The organism is Allobosea lathyri (assembly GCF_900108245.1).
GTDB lineage: Bacteria > Pseudomonadota > Alphaproteobacteria > Rhizobiales > Beijerinckiaceae > Allobosea > Allobosea lathyri.
Map to the genome: position 1 here is coordinate 478,094 of NZ_FNUY01000002.1, position 21,870 is coordinate 499,963.

The 21,870-nt window shown below is 64.9% G+C and carries 21 protein-coding genes; 11 read left to right on the forward strand and 10 right to left on the reverse strand.

The window, feature by feature from the left end; genetic code table 11:
* Positions 1–137: 137 nt before the first annotated feature.
* The 3 genes from C4S73_RS28590 to C4S73_RS06595 are packed head-to-tail and all read right to left on the reverse strand — an operon-like array spanning position 138 to position 2,528.
* The gene (locus C4S73_RS28590; protein ID WP_244595467.1) at positions 138–536 is read right to left on the reverse strand and encodes a hypothetical protein; all 399 of its coding nucleotides are present in this window, start codon (positions 534–536) and stop codon (positions 138–140) included.
* Positions 533–985 carry a DNA polymerase III subunit chi gene (locus C4S73_RS06590; protein ID WP_103871663.1) on the reverse strand — a complete coding sequence of 151 codons (453 nt, stop codon included), beginning with the start codon at positions 983–985 and terminating at the stop codon, positions 533–535. Before C4S73_RS06590 ends, C4S73_RS28590 begins: the two co-directional genes overlap by 4 nt.
* Positions 986–1,034: 49 nt before the next feature.
* The gene (locus tag C4S73_RS06595; RefSeq protein ID WP_103871664.1) at positions 1,035–2,528 is read right to left on the reverse strand and encodes a leucyl aminopeptidase; all 1,494 of its coding nucleotides are present in this window, start codon (positions 2,526–2,528) and stop codon (positions 1,035–1,037) included.
* Positions 2,529–2,687: 159 nt separating this feature from the next.
* Between C4S73_RS06595 and lptF the strand changes: the two genes are divergently transcribed.
* From lptF to rsmA, 5 genes are all read left to right on the forward strand, one after another.
* On the forward strand, positions 2,688–3,881 hold the full coding sequence (lptF, locus tag C4S73_RS06600) for an LPS export ABC transporter permease LptF (protein ID WP_244595468.1): 1,194 nt from the start codon (positions 2,688–2,690) through the stop codon (positions 3,879–3,881).
* Positions 3,881–4,972 (forward strand): LPS export ABC transporter permease LptG, encoded by a 1,092-nt coding sequence (gene lptG, locus C4S73_RS06605; protein ID WP_103871666.1) that lies wholly within the window; start codon positions 3,881–3,883, stop codon positions 4,970–4,972. The genes lptF and lptG overlap by 1 nt, the downstream gene beginning before the upstream one ends.
* Before the next feature lie 57 nt (positions 4,973–5,029).
* Positions 5,030–7,543, forward strand: a complete 2,514-nt coding sequence (locus tag C4S73_RS06610) for an LPS-assembly protein LptD (RefSeq protein ID WP_244595469.1) — start codon at positions 5,030–5,032, stop codon at positions 7,541–7,543.
* Positions 7,544–7,616: 73 nt separating this feature from the next.
* Positions 7,617–8,636 (forward strand): 4-hydroxythreonine-4-phosphate dehydrogenase PdxA, encoded by a 1,020-nt coding sequence (pdxA, locus tag C4S73_RS06615; protein WP_200827941.1) that lies wholly within the window; start codon positions 7,617–7,619, stop codon positions 8,634–8,636.
* Positions 8,633–9,481, forward strand: coding sequence for a 16S rRNA (adenine(1518)-N(6)/adenine(1519)-N(6))-dimethyltransferase RsmA (rsmA, locus tag C4S73_RS06620; protein ID WP_103871668.1), 849 nt, complete (start codon positions 8,633–8,635; stop codon positions 9,479–9,481). Before pdxA ends, rsmA begins: the two co-directional genes overlap by 4 nt.
* 18 nt (positions 9,482–9,499) lie before the next feature.
* On the opposite strand, the gene gmk is transcribed toward rsmA, so the two are convergent.
* The 7 genes from gmk to fabD all read right to left on the reverse strand — a co-directional run bounded on the left by gmk (position 9,500) and on the right by fabD (position 16,259).
* Entirely contained in the window at positions 9,500–10,153 is a 654-nt protein-coding gene (gene gmk / locus C4S73_RS06625; RefSeq protein WP_103871669.1) for a guanylate kinase, read from the reverse strand.
* Positions 10,154–10,159: 6 nt separating this feature from the next.
* Positions 10,160–11,041 carry a YicC/YloC family endoribonuclease gene (locus tag C4S73_RS06630; protein WP_103871670.1) on the reverse strand — a complete coding sequence of 294 codons (882 nt, stop codon included), beginning with the start codon at positions 11,039–11,041 and terminating at the stop codon, positions 10,160–10,162.
* Between the two features lie 101 nt (positions 11,042–11,142).
* Complete coding sequence (gene mltG, locus C4S73_RS06635) at positions 11,143–12,528, reverse strand: endolytic transglycosylase MltG (protein ID WP_244595470.1); 1,386 nt, start codon at positions 12,526–12,528, stop codon at positions 11,143–11,145.
* A 196-nt stretch (positions 12,529–12,724) separates the two neighbouring features.
* Positions 12,725–13,996, reverse strand: coding sequence for a beta-ketoacyl-ACP synthase II (fabF, locus tag C4S73_RS06640; RefSeq protein ID WP_103871870.1), 1,272 nt, complete (start codon positions 13,994–13,996; stop codon positions 12,725–12,727).
* A gap of 57 nt (positions 13,997–14,053) precedes the next feature.
* Positions 14,054–14,287 carry an acyl carrier protein gene (locus tag C4S73_RS06645; RefSeq protein ID WP_056713189.1) on the reverse strand — a complete coding sequence of 78 codons (234 nt, stop codon included), beginning with the start codon at positions 14,285–14,287 and terminating at the stop codon, positions 14,054–14,056.
* Positions 14,288–14,544: 257 nt separating this feature from the next.
* Positions 14,545–15,282, reverse strand: coding sequence for a 3-oxoacyl-[acyl-carrier-protein] reductase (fabG, locus tag C4S73_RS06650; RefSeq protein WP_103871871.1), 738 nt, complete (start codon positions 15,280–15,282; stop codon positions 14,545–14,547).
* Between the two features lie 32 nt (positions 15,283–15,314).
* A complete protein-coding gene (fabD, locus tag C4S73_RS06655; RefSeq protein ID WP_103871672.1) occupies positions 15,315–16,259 on the reverse strand; it encodes an ACP S-malonyltransferase in 945 nt (314 codons plus the stop codon).
* A gap of 353 nt (positions 16,260–16,612) precedes the next feature.
* On the opposite strand from fabD, the gene rpsF reads away from it, so the two are divergent.
* The 6 genes from rpsF (at position 16,613) to alr (ending at position 21,869) form a co-directional block, all read left to right on the forward strand.
* Positions 16,613–17,080: a 30S ribosomal protein S6 gene (rpsF, locus tag C4S73_RS06660; RefSeq protein ID WP_103871673.1), complete on the forward strand. Its 468-nt coding sequence runs from the start codon at positions 16,613–16,615 to the stop codon at positions 17,078–17,080.
* Between the two features lie 3 nt (positions 17,081–17,083).
* Positions 17,084–17,329, forward strand: coding sequence for a 30S ribosomal protein S18 (gene rpsR / locus C4S73_RS06665; RefSeq protein ID WP_038367644.1), 246 nt, complete (start codon positions 17,084–17,086; stop codon positions 17,327–17,329).
* 162 nt (positions 17,330–17,491) lie between these two features.
* Positions 17,492–18,439, forward strand: a complete 948-nt coding sequence (locus tag C4S73_RS06670; protein ID WP_103871674.1) for a DUF2232 domain-containing protein — start codon at positions 17,492–17,494, stop codon at positions 18,437–18,439.
* A gap of 36 nt (positions 18,440–18,475) precedes the next feature.
* Positions 18,476–19,039: a 50S ribosomal protein L9 gene (gene rplI / locus C4S73_RS06675; RefSeq protein ID WP_103871675.1), complete on the forward strand. Its 564-nt coding sequence runs from the start codon at positions 18,476–18,478 to the stop codon at positions 19,037–19,039.
* 215 nt (positions 19,040–19,254) lie between these two features.
* Positions 19,255–20,742 carry a replicative DNA helicase gene (locus C4S73_RS06680; protein WP_103871872.1) on the forward strand — a complete coding sequence of 496 codons (1,488 nt, stop codon included), beginning with the start codon at positions 19,255–19,257 and terminating at the stop codon, positions 20,740–20,742.
* Positions 20,739–21,869: an alanine racemase gene (gene alr / locus C4S73_RS06685; RefSeq protein ID WP_103871676.1), complete on the forward strand. Its 1,131-nt coding sequence runs from the start codon at positions 20,739–20,741 to the stop codon at positions 21,867–21,869. The genes C4S73_RS06680 and alr overlap by 4 nt, the downstream gene beginning before the upstream one ends.
* Position 21,870 lies beyond the last annotated feature (1 nt).

Consider the following 21,870-nt stretch of genomic DNA (forward strand, 5'->3'; position numbering starts at 1 on the left):
CCAGAACCGATGCGTTTCGTCACCGGGGCTACACTGTCGGAGCGCTCTTTGGAAAGCCTCAGCGGTTCTGGATTCCGGGCTCAGGCCTGTGGCCTGCCCCGGAATGACGGCGCTGTTCCGTTCAAGAACGGCAGGCCCTAGCCCTGCCCGGGCTTCAGAATCCGGTCCAGGCGGTTGTCGATGAACATGTAGATCTCGCGACCGCCTGGCTCGGCATAGAGCACCTGCGTTTCGCGCTGGCCCTTGCCGCTCTCGCCGACCAGCACGTCGGTCGGCCGCGTGCCCTTGAGCTTGACGAGCTCGCATTCGGTGATGCCCGGCGCGATCTCCTTGGGCAGTGGGCGTGTCGAAGGGTCGAGCGAAACATCCGCACTGCATTCGCCATCGGGCAGCAGGCGCGCCTCCTGCGTCGAGACGCTGGCGGTCACGCTGCTTGTGCGCGAGCCCTTGTCATCGGATGTGAAGGCGAAACCGCCCATGTCGACGGAGCAACCCCCGAGGACAACGGCACAGGCGAACAGAATCGGCAGGTTCACGCTTTTTTCTCCCAGCGGCCGGTTTCGTCCTGCTGCCAGTAGCTGGCGGCAAGGCCCGAGGCCCTGGCCTTCTTCCAATCCTCGCGCGCAGCTGTCAGCGCGTCGGGATCGTCACCATCGAATATCAGTACCACGCGCTCGTAATCCTGCATTGAGTCGGGAATACGGACGCCCTCGGCGCAGATCCTGACCTGGGCGGCATTGGGGTTGTGGCCCTGCGTCGTCAGCACGATGGGGTTTTGCGCCGCATCCGCTTCCATGGCCGTGACATGAGGCAGGAAGCTCTCGTCGGAATAGGCCCAGAGATGGTCGTCGAGCGCGCTCAGCCGCTCCTGGCTGGAGACTTCGACAACGACGTTCTGGCCGCGCGCCAGCGCCCGGTCGAGAATGGTCGGCAAGACCTGCTCGAGCGGCCGGGACTGGAGATGGAAGAACAGGATTTCAGCCATCGAAATCCTTTCCCCTCAACGCTTTGTCAAAGCAAGCTGTGAAATCGAATCAGCTCTCGTAATGGTCCGACACCAGCCGGTCGAGCAGACGCACGCCCCAGCCCGAGCCCCAGGAACGGTTGGTCTCAGAATTCGGCGAGCTCATGCCGGTCCCGGCGATGTCGAGATGCACCCATGGGATGTCGTTGACATGGCGCTGAAGGAACTGGGCGGCGGTGATCGAGCCGCCGTGACGGCCCGCCGCGTTCTTCATGTCGGCGAATTTCGAGTCGATCATCTTGTCGTAGGCCTTGCCGAGCGGCATGCGCCAGACCGTCTCGCCCGTCTCCTTGCCGGCGACCGCGAGCCTCTCGGCCAATTCGTCGCTGTTTGAGAACAGCCCGGCGTGCTCCTGGGCAAGAGCAACCAGGATCGCACCGGTCAGGGTCGCGAGGTTGATCATGAAGCGCGGCTGGTACTGCTCCTGCGTGTACCAGAGCACGTCGGCCAGAACGAGGCGGCCTTCCGCGTCGGTGTTGATGATTTCGATGGTCTGGCCCGACAGCGAGGTCACGATATCGCCGGGCCGCTGGGCATTGCCGTCAGGCATGTTCTCGACAAGGCCGATCACGCCGATCGCGTTGACCTTGGCCTTGCGGGCGGCAAGCGCGTGCATCAGGCCGGTCACGCAGGCAGCGCCCGCCATGTCGCCCTTCATGTCCTCCATCCCGGCGCCGGGCTTGAGCGAGACGCCGCCGGTATCGAAGGTCACGCCCTTGCCGACGAATGCTACGGGCTGGGTGCCGCTCTTGGCGCCGTTCCAGCGCATGACGACGACGCGGCTCTCGCGGCGCGAGCCCTGCCCCACGGCGAGCAGAGCGCGCATCCCGATCTTGCGAAGTTGCTTCTCGTCGAGGATCTCGATCTCGACACCGAGCTTCTCGAGCTTCGCGGCACGGTCGGCGAACTCCTCGGGAAACAGGACATTGGGCGGCTCGTTGACGAGATCGCGCGCCAGATTGACGCCGGCAGCAATCGCGTCGCGCGCCTTCAGCGCCTTCTTGGTTGGCGCGGGATCGGCCGCACGCAATGTCACGGTGATCGGCTCGGCCTCGTCGGCCTCCTTGCTCTTGGTCTTGTACTGATCGAACGCATAGGTTCGCAGCCGCATGCCCAATGCCAGTTCGGCCGCCTGGTCGCCGCTCAATTCTGCGTCCGGCAGGCTGAGAATCACATCGGCGCTGCGGCCATGGCCGAGACGGCCGGCGATAGCGCCGCCGAGCTTGGCGAAATCGAGCTTTCCGCGCTCGGCTTCCGGCCCGGTCCCGACCACGATCAGCCGCTCATAGCCTGCGCCATCGGGAGCAAGCAGCGTCAGGGTGGAAAGCGCCTTGCCCTTGAAGCGCTCGGCTGCAGCGGCCCGCGCCAGCAGGCCATGGGCACCCTCGCCCAGCCACTCCTCGGCCGCTCGCGGCGGGGTCACCGCATCCGAGACGAGGATCACGAGATCCTGACCGGCAATCGCGTTCAGGGCTTTGATCTCGAGCTTCAGGCGCTGCGACATGATCCGCTCACAATGTTGCGAAAAAGGCTTGGGGGAAGGACGAACTGGTTTGCCGCAAGCAATTCCTGTTTGCGCCATCATTGCGCCTATACCATAGGGTGTGTTCGTCGAACCACCCACAGGGAGCATCCGTCTCCCTGCCCAATCGGAAGCCCAAGCGTGATCCTTCAGCGCCTCGACCGCTACATCCTGAAGATCGCCACGGTCGCGGCCATCGTCCTGCTCGTCGGGCTGACGAGCGTGATCTGGGTGACGCAGGCGCTTCGCGAGGTCGACCTGATCACCGGCAAGGGTCAGACGATCCTGATCTTCTTCACGGTGACGCTGCTTTCGCTGCCGGCCCTGATCGGCGGCATCGCGCCTGTCGCGCTGTTCATGGCGACGCTCTACACGCTGAACCGGCTCAACAGCGATTCCGAGCTGATCGTGATGAATGCCGCGGGCGTAGCGCCGCACCGCATCGCCCGCCCCTTCCTCGTGCTGACGATCGCGACCTCGCTGCTGGTGTGCTGGATGACGCTGTCGGTCATGCCCGCGGGGTTTCGGATGCTGCGCGACCTGATCACGCTCATCCGCGCCGATTTCGTCGCCAATGTCGTCAAGGAAGGCCAGTTCGCCTCGCTCGATTCCGGCGTGACCTTCCATTATCGGGAGAAGTCCGGCGACGCGCTGGTCGGCATTTTCATGCAGGATCGGCGCGATCCGAACCAGCCATCGATCTATATCGCAGAGCGTGGCCGCACGGTCGATGTCGACGGCAGCAGCTTCCTGATGCTGGAAAAGGGCACGATCCAGCGCGAGACCAAGCACACGGATACGACCTCCATCATCTCCTTCGAGCGCTATGCGCTCAATCTGTCGGCTCTCTCGGGCGACGCCACTGGCGGCGCCGGCGAAGGCGATGGCGACAGGGTCGTCTACAAACCGCGCGAGCGCTCGACCTGGCAATTGCTCAACCAGGATACCAACGAGCCCTACTACAAATTCCAGGAAGGCCGTTTTCGAGCGGAGCTGCATAATCGCCTCTCGGCCCCGCTTTATCCGATCGCGTTCATGCTGATCGCCTTCGCCGCAATCGGCGAAGCGCGCACGACGCGCCAGGGGCGGGCCGTCGCAATCCAGGCGGCGATCCTTATCGTCGGGGCGACACGCATTGCCGCTTATGCCGCCTGGACGGCGAGCGTCCGCTCGAGCTTTGCCGCCATGCTCCTGTACATCCTGCCCGTGGTGGCCATCGTGCTTGCGACATTCGTCATTCTGTTCGCAGAACGCCTCCGACCGGTGCTGGGGCGCATGACCGCGCCATTGCTGCTGCCCTTCACCGCGCTGGCCGCGAAACTCAGGCGCGCCTGATGCTGCTCACATCGACTTTTGGTCGCTATCTGACCAAGCGCTTCGCGCGGGCTATCATCGGCGTGTTCAGCACGTTCTTCTTCCTGATCGGGACGCTGGATTTCGTCGAACTGATGCGCCGCGCCGGCGATTCGCCGGTCGCCACGACGCCGCTGATCGTGCAACTCGCGCTCTTCAGGGCGCCAAGCGTGGCCGAGCAGATCTTCCCGTTCGCTGCCCTGTTCGGCGGCATGTTCGCGCTGCTGACATTGAGCCGAAAGCTCGAACTTGTCGTCGCCCGGGCTGTTGGCGTTTCCGCCTGGCAGTTCCTGCAGCCCGCCGTTGTCGTGGCCGGCGTGCTGGGGCTGGTTTCGATCCTGATCTATAATCCTGCGGCAGCCGAAATGAAGCGGCGGGCATCGGCGCTCGAGATGAAGCTGTTCGTCCGTGCGGGCCAGTCGACGGCCAGTGCGCCGGAAATCTGGCTTCGACAGCGCAGCGTCGATGGCCAGGCCATCATCCGGGCGGCCGGCGCGCTGCCTGATGGCGACGGTCTGTCGCAGGTCGCGATCTTCAACTTCTCGCCGGGCGGCGGCTTCAGCGAGCGGATCGACGCCAGGCAGGCCGTGCTCCGTCCCGGCTATTGGGAATTGACGGATGCGCGCGTCGTCTCCGCCACGGAAGAGCCACAGAATTACAAGAGCTATGTGCTGGCCACGACATTGGAGCCCGATCAGGTGAGGCAGAGTTTTACCCCACCGGATGCTGTCGGCTTCTGGTCGATGCCGACCGTCATCGAACGCACGCAACGGGCCGGGCTCGACACCACGCGCTATGAGCTGCGCTATCAATCGCTCATGGCGCGACCATTGCTGCTCATCGCGATGGTGCTGGTGGCCGCATCCGTTTCCTTAAGATTTTTCAGGTTTGGTGGTGTGACCAGACTGGTGGTAGGTGGTGTGGCGGCGGGCTTCGTGCTCTATGTTGCGACGCAACTGTCGGAGGAACTCGGGTCGTCGGGAATCGTCAATCCGGTGGTCGCGGCGTGGTTGCCGGCGACCTTGGGGACGATGCTCGGCGCCCTTGCACTCCTTCATCAGGAAGACGGGTGATCGTACTGTGCCTATGGTTAATTTAGGGTTGAGCGTATGGTTTTGGGCGTGAGACGCATGGCACGCTTTGCTGCGGCGACCGCCCTCGCCTCTAGCCTCGCCTACATTCTGGTCGCGGCCGGAACCGCCTCGGCACAGACTCCGCCTGCGAAGCAGGATCGGATGGTCGTGGACGCGCGCGAACTCGTCTATGACAACGACAAGAAAACCGTCGCGGCCGTCGGCGACGTCCAGATTCTCTATCAGGGCCGCACGATCGAGGCCGACCGCGTCGTCTATGACCAGGCCGGCAAGCGCGTCGTCGCGACCGGAAACGCCCGCATCACCGAAGCGAACGGCACCGTCATCACCGGCGACCGCTTCAACCTGACCGACGATTTCCGTGACGGCTTCATCGATTCGCTGCGCGTCGTGAATCCGGACAAGACCCGATTCTCGGCGCCGCGCGCCGAACGGACCGACGGCGAGACCTTCGTCTTCGAAAAGGGCATCTACACCGCCTGCGAGCCCTGCAAGGACAATCCCGAGAGGCCGCCGCTCTGGCAGGTCCGCTCAGCGCGGATCATCCACAAGAAGGCCGAGCAGACGATCTATTACGAGGACGCCCGGATCGAATTCCTGGGCGTTCCGATGGCCTATATCCCTTATATGTCGGGGCCGGATTCGACGGTTAAGCGCAAATCCGGCTTCCTGGCGCCGAAATTCCTGAACACCGGGCCGCTCGGCTATGGCGTCGGCCTGCCGTATTTCCTTAACCTGGCGCCGAATTACGATGTCACGGTCACGCCGACCTATCTGACGCGGCAGGGCCTGCTCGGGCAGGCGGAATGGCGTCATCGCCTGGTCAACGGCTCATACTCCATCCGCGGTTCCGGAATCTTCCAGCAGGAACCCGAAGCTTTCCTGGCGAGCCCGCTGGGTCCGCGCGACAAGGACTTCCGCGGCTCAATCGAGACGAACGGCCGATTCTTCATCAATCCGCGCTGGACCTTCGGGTGGAGCGCGGCGATGTCGACCGACCGGTGGTTCTACAAGAACTACCGTATCAGGAACGAGAGCATCAGCTCGACCACCTATCTCCAGGAATCGATCTCGACCGCCTATCTGAACGGACAGAGTTCGACCGCCTGGTTCGACATGCGTGGTTATTATTTCCAGCCGCTGACCTCGTCGGACTGGCAGAAGCAGCAGCCGGTGGTCTTGCCGGTGCTCGACTACAACAAGCGCCTTCACAAGCCGTCCTTCCTCGGCGGCGAGTTGTCGTTCAACGTCAACATCACCAATCTGTCGCGTGACGCGGCGGCCTTCTCGGAACTGCCGAAGCAGCAGACCTATCTGATCACGACGCCGAGCTATTCGCTGTATGATGGTTGCGCAGTCTATCAGAAGAGCACCTGCCTCGTGCGCGGCCTCGCCGGCAATGTCGCGCGGGCGACGGCCGAGGTGTCCTGGCGGCGCAACTTCATCGACCCGTTGGGGCAGGTGTGGACGCCTTACGCCTCGCTGCGTGCCGACATCTTCTCGATCAATCCGAACACGACGAAGTACTTCAACGCGAATGTCGCGACGATCGCGGACACGTCCGACGAGGTGTTCGGGCGGGCTATGCCGGCGATCGGCCTGATGTATCGCTATCCCTTCGTCGCCAAGACGTCCTGGGGGACGCATATAATCGAGCCGGTGGCGCAGATCGTGGCGCGGCCCAACGAGACGAACAGCCTGCGTATCGCGAATGAGGATGCCCAAAGCCTCGTCTTCGACGCGAACAACCTGTTCGAATGGAGCAGCAAGTTCTCCGGCTATGATCGCGTCGAAGGTGGCTCGCGGGCCAATGTCGGCGCGCTCTATACCGGCCGGTTCGGCAAGGACGCTTTTGCAAACCTGCTGCTCGGCCAGTCCTACCAGCTCGGCGGCCGCAACTCCTTCTCCGCCGGAGACCTCGTCAATACCGGCCTCAATTCCGGTCTCGATACGGATACGTCCGACATTGTCGCGCGCGCCCAGATCTCGCCCGCCAAGGGCTTCTTCCTGACCGGCGCCACGCGCCTCAACCAGACGACATACGAGATGCAGCGCATCGACGCCGCAGCCACCTATTCCAACAGCGTGATATCGACGTCAGTCGGCTACGGACGTTATGAGCCGCAGCCGGAGCTTGGTATCGTCAGGCGCCGGGAAGGCCTGTCGCTGAACGGCTCCGTCCTGGTTGCGCAGAACTGGCGGCTACGCGCCGGCGTGTTGTTCGACCTGGACAAGTACAAGCTGGACCGCGAGAATTTCCGGACAGCCTATGCGTCCTTTCTGACGAACGGCGGAGTTGCCCCGGCCTACCCGAATACGGGCCCGTTCCAGACCGCGTCCACATCGTTCGGAATCAATTATACGGACGAATGCACGGTCTTCGATGTCAGCTATTCGCAGAGCTACGCGGATCGGCAGTCCGGCGCGACCAAAGACTCGCGCACCGTGATGTTCCGTCTCGAACTGCGCACCCTGGGTGAGATCAGCTACTCGCAGAACCTCGACAGTTCGTCGGTGGGCGACGGCGTCAGCTCCTCTTCCACCCGTTGAGCCGGGCTGACGCTGCTGCGATCTCAGGAGCGGCCATGATTCGCGGAGCCTTGCGAGATTCGCGGAGACCGATGTGTCGATAGCGCCGCTGGCTCTGACGCAGGGCGATCCCGCCGGTGTCGGGCCCGAACTGACATTGGTCGCATGGCAGCGCCGGGAGGCATTGTCGCTTCCCGCCTTCGCCTGCATCGCCGATATCGATCATCTGGCGCGGCTGGCTCGGCGGCTGGGTCTCGACGTGCCCTTGCAGGCTTGTGACTGGAATCAGGTCGCGGAGCTCTTCCCCACCTCCCTGCCGGTGATCCCCTTGGGACACATCGCAGCAGTCGAGGCGGGGAGACCGGACAGTGCGAGTGCGGACGGCACGATCGCCTCGATCGCGCGGGCTGTGACGGCCGTCCGCGAGGGCAAGGCGAGCGCCCTCGTCACGAACCCGATCTCGAAGGTGGTGCTGTACAAGGCCGGCTTCTCTCACCCGGGCCACACGGAATATCTCGCCCATCTCGCTGGCGATGATGGCAAACCGCCCCATCCGGTCATGATGCTGTGGTGCGAGGATCTCGCGGTCGTGCCGGTCACCATCCACGTGCCGTTGCGCGCGGTGCCGGCGCTGCTGACGACGGAGCTGATCGTCGAGACCGGGCGGATCGTTGCCGCAGCACTCAAGCATCAGTTCGGAATCGACGCGCCGCGTCTAGCTCTCAGCGGCCTGAACCCGCATGCCGGGGAGAACGGCGCCATGGGCGATGAGGATCAGGCGGTGATCGCGCCTGCGGTGAGCCAGCTGCGCGCACTCGGCATCGATGCGAGTGGCCCCTATCCGGCGGACACGATGTTTCATGCGCGCGCACGCGCCGGTTATGATGCTGCGCTTGCGATGTATCACGATCAGGCGCTGATCCCGATCAAGACGATCGCCTTCGACGAAGGCGTCAATGTCACGCTCGGCCTGCCCTTCATCCGCACATCCCCCGATCACGGCACCGCCTTCGACATCGCAGGCAAGGGCATTGCACGGCCAGACAGCCTGTGCGCCGCCCTGCGGCTTGCCGCACGCATGGTTGCCGCCCAGCAGACGAACCCAGCCTCATGAGCCAGATCGATAGCCTGCCGCCCTTGCGCGAGGTCGTCGAGCGCCATGGCTTGATGGCCCAGAAGGCGCTCGGCCAGAACTTCCTGTTCGACCTCAATCTCACGGGCCGCATTGCGCGTTCTGCCGGCCCGCTCGAAGGCGGGACGGTCGTCGAGATCGGCCCCGGCCCCGGTGGGCTGACGCGCGCGCTGCTCGCCAATGGGGCAGCCCGTGTCATCGCAATCGAACGCGACCGGCGTTGCCTGCCTGCCCTAGCCGAGATCGCGGCGCATTATCCGGGACGGCTCGAAGTGATCGACGGCGACGCTCTGGCGGTCGACCTTTCGCCGTATCTGGCAGGCGGCCGCGCGCGGATCGTCGCCAACCTGCCCTATAATATCGGAACGCCGCTGCTCGTCGGCTGGCTCAGCCTCGAGCCCTGGCCGGCCTGGTGGACGTCATTGACCCTGATGTTCCAGCGCGAGGTGGCCGAGCGGATCGTCGCGACGCCCGAGCAGCGGGCCGATTACGGACGGCTGGCGGTGCTCGCCGGCTGGCGCTGCGAGGCCAAAATCCTGTTCGACGTGCCGCGCACCGCCTTCGTGCCGCAGCCGAAGATCACGTCGTCCATCGTGCATCTGGTGCCGCGCGAAGAGCCCGAGCCTTGCCAGCAGCGGCTGCTGGAGCGCGTTACGCTCGCAGCCTTCGGCCAGCGCCGCAAGATGCTGCGCCAGAGCCTCAAGGCTGTGCTGGCCGACCCGATGCCCCTCATCGAGGAAGCGGGAGTATCTCCGACAGCGCGCGCCGAGGAGGTGCCGGTCTCCGGCTTCGTGCGCCTTGCCAACGCGCTGGCTGCCCGTCTCTGACGAGCCGCGCGGTCCCGCTCAGGGCAAGGTTTCGTTCAGCAGGCGCTCGACGAAATCGCCCAATCCGACCGCACGGCTGCGCTTCAGCCGCTCCGCCGCGAGGATCGACCGCACGGCCTCATAAGCGCGTTCGAGATCGTCGTTGACGATGACATAGTCGTAGACTTCCCAGCGCGCGATCTCGTCACGGGCATTGGCGAGCCGCTTGGCGATAATGTCGGGCGCATCCTCGGCGCGCCGGACCAATCGGGAGCGCAGCTCGGCCATCGACGGCGGCAGGATAAAGATCGTCACGACATCCTCGCGCGCCCGCTCGAGAATCTGCTGCGTGCCCTGCCAGTCGATGTCGAACAGCACATCGCGGCCGGCCTTCAGCGAGGCCTCGACGGGCTTGCGCGGCGTGCCGTAGCCATTGCCGTGCACCTCAGCCCATTCGAGCAGTTCGTCGCGCTCGCGTAGTTCGTCGAAGCTGGCGCGATCGATAAAGTGATAATGAACGCCCTCGATCTCGGAGGGGCGCTTCGGGCGCGTCGTCACGGAAATCGACAGGTCGAGATTGGTCTCGGCTGCCGATTTGGACAGGGTGCGCGTCAGGGTGGATTTGCCCGCGCCGGAGGGCGAGGACATGATCATGATCAGGCCGCGTCGGGCCGGGCGCATAGATTCGGCCATCAGCCCTCACTCCACATTCTGGACTTGTTCGCGCATCTGATCGACCACCGTGCGCAGATCGAGGCCGATGCGCGACAGGCCAGCATCGCCCGCCTTGGCGCAGAGCGTCGAAGCCTCGCGGCCGAATTCCTGCGACAGGAAGTCGAGCTTGCGACCGATCGGCCCGCCCTGTCCGAGCAGGACGCGCAGGGCAGCGACATGGGCGTGCAAGCGGTCGATCTCCTCGCGGATATCCGCCCGGACGGCCAGCAGCGCCGCCTCCTGATGCAATCGCTGGGGATCCAGAGTCTGGCTCGCTTCCAGCAGGGTCTTGACCTGTGCCGCGATCCGTTCGCGGATCGCATCGACACCGCGCGCCGGATGCAGCTCGGCCTCGCTCGTCAGCCTGGTGATGCTCTCCAGCTGACCGGTGACGAGAGCCTCGAGTGCTCGCCCCTCGCTGGCCCTCGCCTCCTTCAAGGCAAGCACCACAGCCTCCAGCCCAGCCAGAACCGGCGCCTCGATGGCAGCCAGCGTATCATCGCTCTCATCTGCGAGTTCTACGACCCCTCGGATACCGAGCAGCCCGTCATAGGACGGTGGCCGAATGGAATCCGAGGCGGGCAGGCGCGCCACGGCTTCGAGCAAAGCCGCCAGCGCCGCCTCGTTGATGCGCGGCCGCGGCGGCCTTGCATCGCTGCTGATGGAGAGATTGACGTGCAACGTCCCGCGGGCGAACGCGCCGGTCAGACGCTTGCGCGCCGCTTCGGCCAGGATCTCGAAACCGGGGGGAACGCGGACGCGCACATCGAGGCCACGGCCGTTGACGCTGCGGATTTCCCAGGCCCAGGCATGGATGCCGGCAGTGCCCGCCACACGGGCAAAACCCGTCATGCTTTCAATGGCCATAAATCTATCGCTCCGCCGTTTTAGTGCGGCGGGACCGTAGTGGCCGGCTCGGCCGGCGGCAAGCGCGCGGCCAAGGAAGATGGGGATGGAGCCCCGGCCGATCAGGGCTTCAGCGCCGGCACCTGCTTGGGAGAGTTGAGGTCGAAACTCCGGTTCAGCAACGGGTCCCTCGCGGTCCCCTCCGACGCGTCGAAGGCGCGCGCGCGGGAGCCAGCAACGCCGGCCTGAATATTGCCGCCGGTCTGCGACGCGCCTGCGCGGCGGTTGCCGGGGACAGGATAGGTCTCGACATCTCCGGTGTCGGCATTGGTCGGCTGCGCTCCGGGAGCCTCGGTGCGGGTATCGGGAGCCGGTGGCGGCTCGACCTTGTCGACGGAAGTCTCCGACGGAGGCTTGCCCGGCTCGCGGCGAACCGCCTCGATCTGGCGCCAGCGCCCGACATTGCGGTTGTGCTGGTCGAGCGTCTCGGCAAACGCGTGCCCTCCGCTGCCATCGGCGACGAAGTAGAGATCCTTGGTGCGCGAATGGTTGACCACGGCTTCCATCGCCGCACGGCCTGGATTGGCGATCGGTCCGGGCGGCAAGCCGTCGATGACATAGGTATTGTAGGGCGTCGGCTGCGTGATCTCGTTGCGCATGATCGAGCGACCCAGCGTGCCCTTGCCGCCGACGATGCCGTAAACGATCGTCGGGTCGGACTGGAGCTTCATCTTGCGGTTGAGGCGGTTGATGAAGACGCCAGCGACACGCGGCCGCTCGTCGGCGCGCCCGGTCTCCTTCTCGACGATCGAAGCGAGAATGACGAGTTCCTGCGGCGTCTTGATCGGCAGGTCGGCCGGGCGGCGCGTCCAGACATCGTTGAGGATGCGGCGCTGATCGCGCGTCATGCGGTCGACCATGGCCTGGCGGGTCGAGCCGCGCTGGAACTTGTAGGTGTCGGGCAGGATCGAGCCTTCGCGCGGCACCTGGATGACGTCACCGCTCAAGAGATCGTTCTCGCGCAGGCGAGCAATGATCTGCTCGCTGGTCAGGCCTTCAGGCACGGTGATCGAATGCTCGACAGCCTTGCCCTCGCCGATGATGTCGAGAATCTCCTGCTGGCTGACGCGCGCCTTGAACAGATATTCGCCCGCCTTGAGCTTGGTCCAGCTGCCACTGATCAGCGCCGAGACGCGGAAAGCCCAGGGATGTTCGATCAGCCCCTCGCGCTGCAGCAGGTCGGAGATCTCCGTCAGACCGCTCTCCTTCGGGATGATCAGGACCCGGTCGGCGCTGAGAGGCCCCGGCGCCTTGCTCTGGCTGCTGACCATCGCGATGCCTGCTCCCGCAAGGCCCGCAACGACCAGCGCGGCCGTGAAGAGGCCGCTGAGCATGGCGATGAAGGGGCTGCGGCGACGGCGACGCGCCTTCGGCGGCGGCGCGGGTGGCGCAACCGGCTTGAGAGCCTCGCTGGGGCTTTTGGGGGCAACGCGTGGCGGTTGATTCACGGATATAGCGCTCGCACTAGGGGCATGGTCACGACACGCAACGATTCAGCCACGTGACAGGCAGCGAACCGGAAGCAACGGGGCATCGCCAACCCGATAGAACCGGATTCACGGCGCCTGTGAAAGCAAATTCGCGTCCTCGAACGCGCTGCGCACTCTAGCCAAAATTATGGCGAAAGCGCGCTGCCCGCCCGGTTCACGCGCCGTTGGCGTAGCGCCTCATCACCAAAGAGGCGTTCGTGCCACCAAATCCGAAGGAATTCGACAAAACGAGGTCGATTTCACGCTTGCGCGCAACATGCGGCACAAGATCGAGATCCGTCTCGACCGAAGGATTGTCGAGGTTGATCGTCGGCGGAGCGACCTGATCGCGAATCGCGAGAATCGCGAAGATCGCTTCGATCGCACCTGCTGCTCCCAGCAAATGGCCGGTCGCCGACTTGGTCGAGGACATGGCCGGCTTCCGGGGAGCATTGGCCAGCAGGCGCTCGACGGCGCGAAGCTCGATCTCATCGCCAAGCTGCGTCGAGGTGCCATGTGCGTTGATATAGTCGAGATCACCCGCCGTGACGCCCGCGCGGTTCAACGCCGCCGACATGCAGCGATAGGCGCCATCGCCATCTTCTGCCGGCGAAGTGATGTGATAGGCGTCGCCCGACATGCCGTAGCCGACGACCTCGGCATAGATGCGTGCGCCGCGCGCCAGGGCATGGTCGAGCTCTTCGAGCACGACAACACCGGCGCCCTCGCCCATCACGAAGCCGTCGCGATCCTTGTCATAGGGACGCGAGGCCTTTTCGGGCGTGTCGTTGAAATTGGTCGAGAGAGCGCGGCAGGCGCAGAAGCCGGCAATGCCGAGCCGGTTGATCGCCGATTCGGCGCCGCCGGCGACCATGACCTCGGCATCGCCGAGCGCGATCATGCGCGAGGCATCGCCGATCGCATGCGCACCAGTCGAACAGGCGGTGACGACGGCGTGATTCGGCCCCTTGAGGCCGTGCTCGATCGACACATAGCCAGCTGCCAGATTGCTCAGGCGCCCCGGGATGAAGAAGGGGGAGAGACGGCGCGGGCCGCGCTCCTTCAACAGGATCGAGGCTTCGTAAATTCCGCCCAATCCGCCAATGCCGGAACCGATCGCGACACCGGTCGCGACCTGATCCTCCTGGGATTCGGGCTTCCAGTTCGCGTCGGTGAGCGCCTGCTTGGCGGCTGCCATCGCGAAAACGATGAAATCATCGACCTTGCGCTGCTCCTTGGGCTCCATCCAGTCATCTGGATTGAAGGTCCCGTCGGAGCCGTCGCCACGCGGAATGCTGCACGCAATCCGCGCCGGCAGGTCGCTGGCATCGAAGCTGGTGATGGGGCCGGCGCCACTGGCGCCGGCAAGAATACGAGACCAGGTCAGCTCGACGCCACAAGCAAGTGGGGTCACCATGCCGAGCCCGGTCACGACGACACGTCGCATCGGATAACTGCGTGAAACCATGGCGCTTTCGGCGGCGAGCGACCCCAAAGGGGCCGGTCAGGCGCTCTTCGACAGGAACTTGACGGCGTCGCCGACGGTCACGATCGTCTCGGCAGCGTCATCGGGGATTTCGACGCCGAACTCTTCCTCGAACGCCATCACGAGCTCGACCGTGTCGAGGCTGTCCGCACCCAAATCCTCGATGAAATTGGCGCCATCGACAACCTTCTCAGGCTCGACGCCGAGATGCTCGACCACGATCTTCTTCACGCGCTCGGCGACATCGCTCATGGGTCTATTCCTTAAAAATTGAAAACACATCGCTGGATCGCGAGGCGTATATGGACCTTCACTCCTGCATCCCGCTTCACCGTTTCGGTGTCAGCGAGCCGGAACTCTTGAAGCCTGCACAAACGCAACAACCGGGTTCCCGTCAAGTCCCCCAGCTCCGGCACCGCAGTGCGACGGCGCTAGTTATCACACAGGATCGGGGCTGGCGAGAGCATCGCGGCGCCGTCGAAACCTGTTTAGAATCTTTCACAAATGGTTCAAATCATTGTCATTCCGCCGTTCACGTGAAGGGTCTGCCCCGTCACGTAAGCGGCTTCGCCGCTGGCGAGATAGGCGACTGCAGCGGCGACATCAACCCCCGCGCCAAGCCGTCCCATCGGAACGTCCGAGAGAATGCCTTCGCGCTGCTTGTCGTTCAGAGCCTGTGTCATCGGCGACTCGATGAAGCCCGGCGAGACGACATTGACGGTGATGTTGCGGCTGGCGACCTCGGCGGCGAGCGCCTTCGACATGCCGATCAGGCCGGCTTTTGATGCCGCATAATTCCCCTGGCCGGGATTGCCGCTCGTGCCCACGACGGAGCCGATAGAGATGATTCGGCCATAGCGCCGGCGCATCATGCTCTTCACCGCCGCGCGCGACAGCCTGAACGCAGCGGTCAGATTGATGGCGATGACGCTGTCCCAATCCTCGTCCTTCAGACGAAGGAAAAGGTTGTCGCGGGTGACGCCGGCATTGTTGACGAGGATATCGAGCCCGCCGAGCTTCTCTTCGGCAGCGGGAACGAGCGCCTCGACCGACTCCTTGTCGGCGAGATTGCAAGGGGTGATCACCACCCGCTCGCCGAGTTCGGCCGCGAGAGCCTCCAGCGACTCGATACGGGTGCCCGACAGCGCGACGCTGGCGCCCTGGGCATGGAGGGTGCGCGCGATCGCGCCGCCCAGGCCGCCGGTCGCGCCGGTGACCAGGGCTTTCTTGCCCGTCAGATCAAACATCGTCTCTCCCTTTGGTTCGGCGTTCTGCCGTTTCACCCGTTCCGGGTCTTGTAGCTCGCGATATCATCGGCGGTTCCAACCGAGATCGGCGTGACGCCGGTAGCGATCCGCTTGACCAGACCTGCCAGCACCTTGCCGCTGCCGACTTCGATGAAGTCCGTCACGCCGGCCTCAGTCATCGCCAGCACGCATTCGCGCCAGCGCACGGTCCCCGTGACCTGCGCCACCAGTGAGGCGCGGATTGCCTCGGGATCGCTCAGCGGTGCGGCGCCGACATTCGCCATGACCGGCACGCAAGGCGCCTGCATCGAGACCTCGGCCAATGCCTCGCGCATGGCGTCGGCGGCGGGCTGCATCAGGGCGCAATGGAAGGGGGCCGAGACCGGCAGCAACATGGCGCGCTTGACGCCGCGCTCGGCCGAAAGCGCGATAGCCCGATCGATCGCCGCCTTGGCGCCGGAGAGCACGACCTGGCCGCCGCCATTATCGTTGGCAACCTGGCAGACCTGCCCTTGCGCCGCGTCTGCAGCGATCGCGCGGGCGAGATCGAGTTCGGCGCCGAGCAGGGCCGCCATGGCGCCCTCGCCCGCCGGCACGGCCTTCTGCATCGCGTCGCCACGAATGCGCAGGAGCCTTGCGGCATCGGTGATCGAGAACGTGCCAGCAGCTGCAAGCGCCGAATACTCGCCAAGCGAATGACCGGCCACGAAGGCGGCGTCACGCTGCAGCGACAGGCCAGCTTCGGCCTCCAGCACACGAATGACTGCCAGGCTGACAGCCATCAAGGCCGGCTGGGCGTTGGCGGTCAGCGTCAGCTCCTCGGAAGGCCCATCCCACATCAGGGTAGAGAGCTTCTGGGAGAGTGCGGCATCGACCTCGTCGAAGACAGCCTTCGCAACCGGGAAAGCCTCGACCAGAGTCTTGCCCATGCCGACGGCCTGTGAACCCTGGCCGGGAAAGATGAATGCTGTCGTCATTCGGTCGAGCCTCAAATTCACACTTCGCTTACCAAGACGGCGCTGTCACATCGCTGGCGCTGCCAAGTCAAGCGTGGGATGCTACTTTTCTCCTACTCGTCAACGCCGCCAAACGGAATTTGCAAACGGAATTTGGTTGCGTAAGGAGCCGCGAGGCTGTAACGACCGCCTCCTGTTTGTTCGGCCGGAGGCTGAACGGATGGCGGGATTCTGTCCGCAGGTCATCCCGCAGGCTCGTGGTTGCGAGCCGCCATCCCGTGTCTCCGCCTTCGATGAAATCCTGTCGGGCCTTATCCAGGGGCTCGGAGGGCTCCGCGCCGAACGAAGCAGGGTGAAACTAAGGAAGGCCAATCATGGCATTGTACGAGCATGTGCTGCTCGCGCGACAAGATGTCAGCGCGCAGCAGGTTGAAGCTCTTGTCGAACAGTTCAAGGGCATTATCGAGGCGAATGGCGGCTCGGTTCCGAAGGTCGAGTACTGGGGCGTGAAGTCGCTCGGGTATCGCATCAACAAGAACCGCAAGGCTCACTACTCGCTGCTGAACATCGACGCCCCCTCCGCCGCCGTGCTGGAGATGGAGCGCCAGATGCGCATCAACGAAGACGTCCTGCGCTTCCTGACCATCCGCGTCGAGGAGCTCGAGGAAGGCCAGTCGGCCATGCTTCAGAAGCGCGACCGCGATGATCGCGGCGAGCGTGGCGATCGCTTCGATCGCGGCGCTGGTGGCGGCGACCGTTTCGACCGTGACCGCGGCCCGCGCCGCGACCGCCCGCGTCGTGACGACGAAGGCACCGAAACCACAACTGGCGCGGAGGCCTGATCCATGTCGACTGCATCAGCTGGCGCACGCCGCCCCTTCTTCCGCCGCCGCAAGTCCTGCCCCTTCTCGGGCGAAGGCGCTCCGAAGATCGACTACAAGGATGTGCGTCTGCTTTCGCGCTACATCTCCGAGCGCGGCAAGATCGTGCCCTCGCGCATCACGGCCGTTTCGGCCAAGAAGCAGCGCGAACTCGCTCAGGCGATCAAGCGCGCCCGCTTCCTGGGCCTGCTGCCCTACGTCATCCGCTGAGCGGATCTTGGACTTCCCGGCGGCGCGTCAGCGCCGCCGGTTCATCGAACTGATCACTCTTGGTCGCCCGGCGGTGAAACTCCTCCGGGTATGTTGAGGCGAGACGCCTCTCACCCTGTCGGGCCTTGAAGGCCTCGAGCAGCGGGACAGCAGGACGAAAGCATGCTTCCGATCGTCGGCATCGGCGCGGGCCTGGTAGCGGCCCTGCTCTTTTCAGTGGTGATCACAGGATCGCCGCTGGCCGTCGTGCTGTATTCTGCAGCCCCCCTTCCGATTTTCATTGCCGCGCTGGGCTGGAACCACCGTTCCGGATTGTTCGCCTGTGGCGCCGGTGCTCTTGCCGTGGCTGTTGCGTTGACGCCGTCGGCGGGCGCAGCCTTTGCCGTCATCATTGCCCTGCCGGCATGGTGGATCGGCTATCTCGCGCTGCTGGCGCGGGGCGACGGGCACGGCACCACCGAATGGTATCCGCTCGGCAATCTGTTGATCTGGATTGCCGCCACCGCGACGCTGGCCACGATCGGCAGCGCGCTGGTCATGACGACGGATTACGACACTTACCGCACCGTCATCGCCCGGGTCATCGAGAACCTGCTGAACGAGATGGTGCGCGGCAAGCTGATCACCCTGCCTGCGGACGTCACCGTCAGCGAACTGGCGCAGGGCCTTGCACCGATGGTTCCGGTCGGGATCGGCGCGTCCTTCGTGACGACCATTACCGCCAATCTATGGCTTGCCGCCAAGGCGGTTCAGGTTTCGGGCCGGCTGCCCCGTCCCTGGCCTTTCATTCCCGGCACGACCTTGCCACGCCAGGCGCTGCTTCTGCTGGCGGCCTCCGTGGTGACGGCGCTGCTGGGCGGCTTTATCGGCCTTGCCGGCGCCGCCATGGCCGGCGCGCTGCTGGCCGCCTTCATGTTCAGCGGACTCGCCATGCTGCACGACCTGTCGCGCGGCCGTCCCTGGCGTACGCCGATGCTGATCTCGATCTATGTCGCGCTTGTCGTGATGCAGGCCATCCTGACGCCGCTGCTGGCGGTGGTGGGCCTGTTCGACACTCTTTTCGGCCTGCGCAAGCGGGCCGCGATGCCTCCACCGCCTCCCACAGCCTGAAAACACACAAACCGAAGACAACAAGGAGACAAGACAATGGAAGTGATCCTGCTCGAACGCGTCGCCAAGCTCGGCCAGATGGGTGAAGTCGTGCGCGTGCGCGACGGCTTCGGCCGCAACTACCTGCTTGCCCGCGGCAAGGCGCTGCGCGCCACCGAGGACAACCGCAAGCGCTTCGAGACCCAGCGCATCGAACTCGAGACCCGCAATCTCGAGCTGAAGTCGGAAGCCGAAGCCGTCGCCGAGACGCTGAACGGCCACTCGGTCGTGATCCTGCGCCAGTCGGGCGAATCCGGCGTGCTCTACGGCTCGGTCTCGACCCGCGATATCGCCGAATCCCTGACCAGCGACGGCTTCCATGTCGCGCGCAGCCAGGTGACACTCAACGCGCCGATCAAGACGCTCGGGCTGCACACCGTGCCGGTCGTGCTGCACCCGGAAGTCTCGGTCACCGTCACCGTCAACGTCGCCCGTTCGAAGGAAGAGGCCGAGCGCCAGGTCCGCGGCGAGAACGTCACGGCCCGCGAGGAATTCGACCTCGACGATCTCGGCCTTGAGGTCGGTGCGGCGCTGGCCGAGGCCGGCGAAGACGATCGCTGAGCCTTCCCGGCTTCGCAACGAGTCAAGGGGCGCCATGGCAACATGGCGCCCTTTTCGTTGGACGGGCTGTGGACTGCGGGGATGGCGGATTCGGTGCTGGCGCAAACCGTCAGGGTGCTAGATTAACGTCGCTTCCGACTCAGGCCAGCTTGCGACTGAAACGCGGCTGCCTTCCGGGTTTGAGCAACCAGCCACTCGTGATGATCAGGATGGCCATGGCCACTGCCACCGCCCTCGTCGCCCGCCTCGACAATCGCGAGGCCGAATACCGCGTCCAGCCTCACAATATCGAGGCCGAGCAGGCGCTGCTGGGCGCGATCCTGGTCAATAACGACGCTTTCTACCGGGTCTCCGACTTCCTGCTGCCGGACCATTTCTTCGAGGCGATCCACCAGCGCGTCTTCGAGCTGATGTCGAGCCTGATCCGCGCCGGCAAGATCGCGACGCCGATCACGCTCAAGACCTTCGTCGGCGAGATGGATCTCGGCGGCATCACCGCCTCGCAATATCTTGCCCGCCTCGCGGCGGAAGCGACGACCGTCATCAATGCGCAGGACTACGGCCGCAACGTCTACGACCTCGCCATCCGTCGCCAGCTCATCGGCGTCGGCGAGGAACTGGTCAACGTCGCCTATGACGCCCCCGTCGAGATGCCGCCGCGCGAGCAGATCGAGGAAGCCGAGCGCAAGCTCTATGAACTGGCCGAGAAGGGCCGCTACGAAGGCGGCTTCCAGAAATTCGACGGGGCTCTGCGCACCGCGATCGACATGGCCGCGAGCGCCTATCAACGGGCCGGCGGCCTGTCGGGCATCTCGTCGGGCCTGCGCGATCTCGACCAGCGGATGGGCGGCCTGCAGGGCTCAGACCTGATCGTGCTGGCCGGCCGCCCCGCCATGGGCAAGACCTCGCTGGCGACCAATATCGCCTTCAATATCGCCAAGGCCTGGCGCGGCGAGCGCCAGCCGGACGGCTCGATGAAGACCGTCGATGGTGGCATCGTCGCGTTCTTCTCGCTCGAAATGTCGGCCGACCAGCTGGCGACGCGTATCGTGGCCGAGCAGTCCGGCATTTCCTCCTACAAGATCAGGCAGGGGCGCATCACCGAGGGCGATTTCGCCCGGCTGACCGATGTCGCCGGCCAGATCGAAAAGCTGCCGCTCTATATCGACCAGACCGGCGGCATCTCGATCGCGCAGCTCGTCGCCCGCGCCCGCAGGCTCAAGCGGCAGAAGGGGCTCGACGTCCTCTTCATCGACTACCTCCAGCTCCTCTCCGGCTCGGCCAAGAACGGGCAGAACCGCGTGCAGGAACTCACCGAGATCACGACCAGCCTGAAGGCCCTGGCGAAGGAGCTCGTCGTGCCGGTCATCGCGCTTTCGCAGCTCTCGCGTCAGGTCGAGAACCGCGAAGACAAGCGCCCGCAGCTCTCGGACTTGCGCGAATCGGGTTCGATCGAGCAGGACGCCGACGTGGTCATGTTCGTGTACCGCGAGGAGTATTACCTCAAGGGCAAGGAGCCGCGCCCCGGCACCGAAGAACACAACAAGTGGCAGATCGAGATGGAAGCCGCGCACGGACTGGCCGAACTCATCATCGGCAAGCAGCGCCATGGCCCCACCGGCACGATCGGCCTCCAGTTCGACGCCGAAGTGACGCGGTTCTCCGACCGTGCCGACGAGGCCCATTTTCCGGATCGCGAATGAGCATTTTCGATACAGCCGAGACCGCATCCTCCAGCGCCACGCTGACGGTCGATCTCGCGGCACTGGTCGCCAACTGGCGCGCTCTGGGCGCACGGGCCGGCACCGAGGCCTCGGCCGTGGTGAAGGCCAACGCCTATGGCATCGGCATCGAGCCGGCCGCAACGGCGCTGGCGGCGGCGGGATGCACCAGCTTCTTCGTCGCGCATCTCTCCGAAGGCATCCGTGTCCGGGCCGTCGCGCCCGACGCCACGGTCTATGTGCTCAACGGCCTGCTGCCCGGCACTTGCGGCTCCTATGCGCAGCATGGCCTCTCACCGGTGCTCGGTTCGCATGAGGAGCTGCTGGAATGGGCGGCGTTCCGCCAGACCGGCGCCAACGTCCGTCCGGCCGCGCTGCATGTCGATACGGCGATGAACCGGCTCGGCCTGTGGAAGGGCGAAGGGCTGACGTTAGCGCGCGAGCGGAGCGGTGTGATTTCCGCCGCGGATATCGGGTTGGTGATGAGCCATTTCGCGTCTTCGGAAGACGAGGCGGACCCGGCCAATGCGCGCCAGATCGAGGCATTCGCCGAGGTCACAGCCGCTCTTCCCGGCATTCCGGCTTCGCTGAAGAATTCGTCGGGGCATTTCCTGAAGGGTTGCCCATCCTATCAGCTGACCCGGCCGGGCTATGCGCTGTATGGCGGCAACCCCACTCCGGGCCTGCCCAACCCGATGCAGCCGGTCATCGGGCTGACGGCGCCCATCCTCCAGCTGCGCGAGGTCGAGGGCGGCACGCAAGTCGGCTATAATGGCCGCTGGACCGCAAAGGGGCGGCGCAAGCTCGCCACCATCTGCCTCGGCTATGCCGACGGCTATCCGCGCAATGCGAGCGGGACCGGTACGAGCACGGGCGGCTCGGCGCTTGTCGGAGGGGTACTCTGCCCCTTCGTCGGCACCGTCTCGATGGACCTGATCATCGTCGATGTCAGCGATGCGCCCATCGCCGCCTTGCAGCGCGGCGAGCTGGTGACGCTGATCGGCGGTCGGCTCGATCTGGAAACGGTCGGCACGAGCGCCAAGACGATCGGCTACGAAATCCTGACCAGCCTCGGGCGGCGTTACGCCCGCCGTTACATCGGCCTCTAGA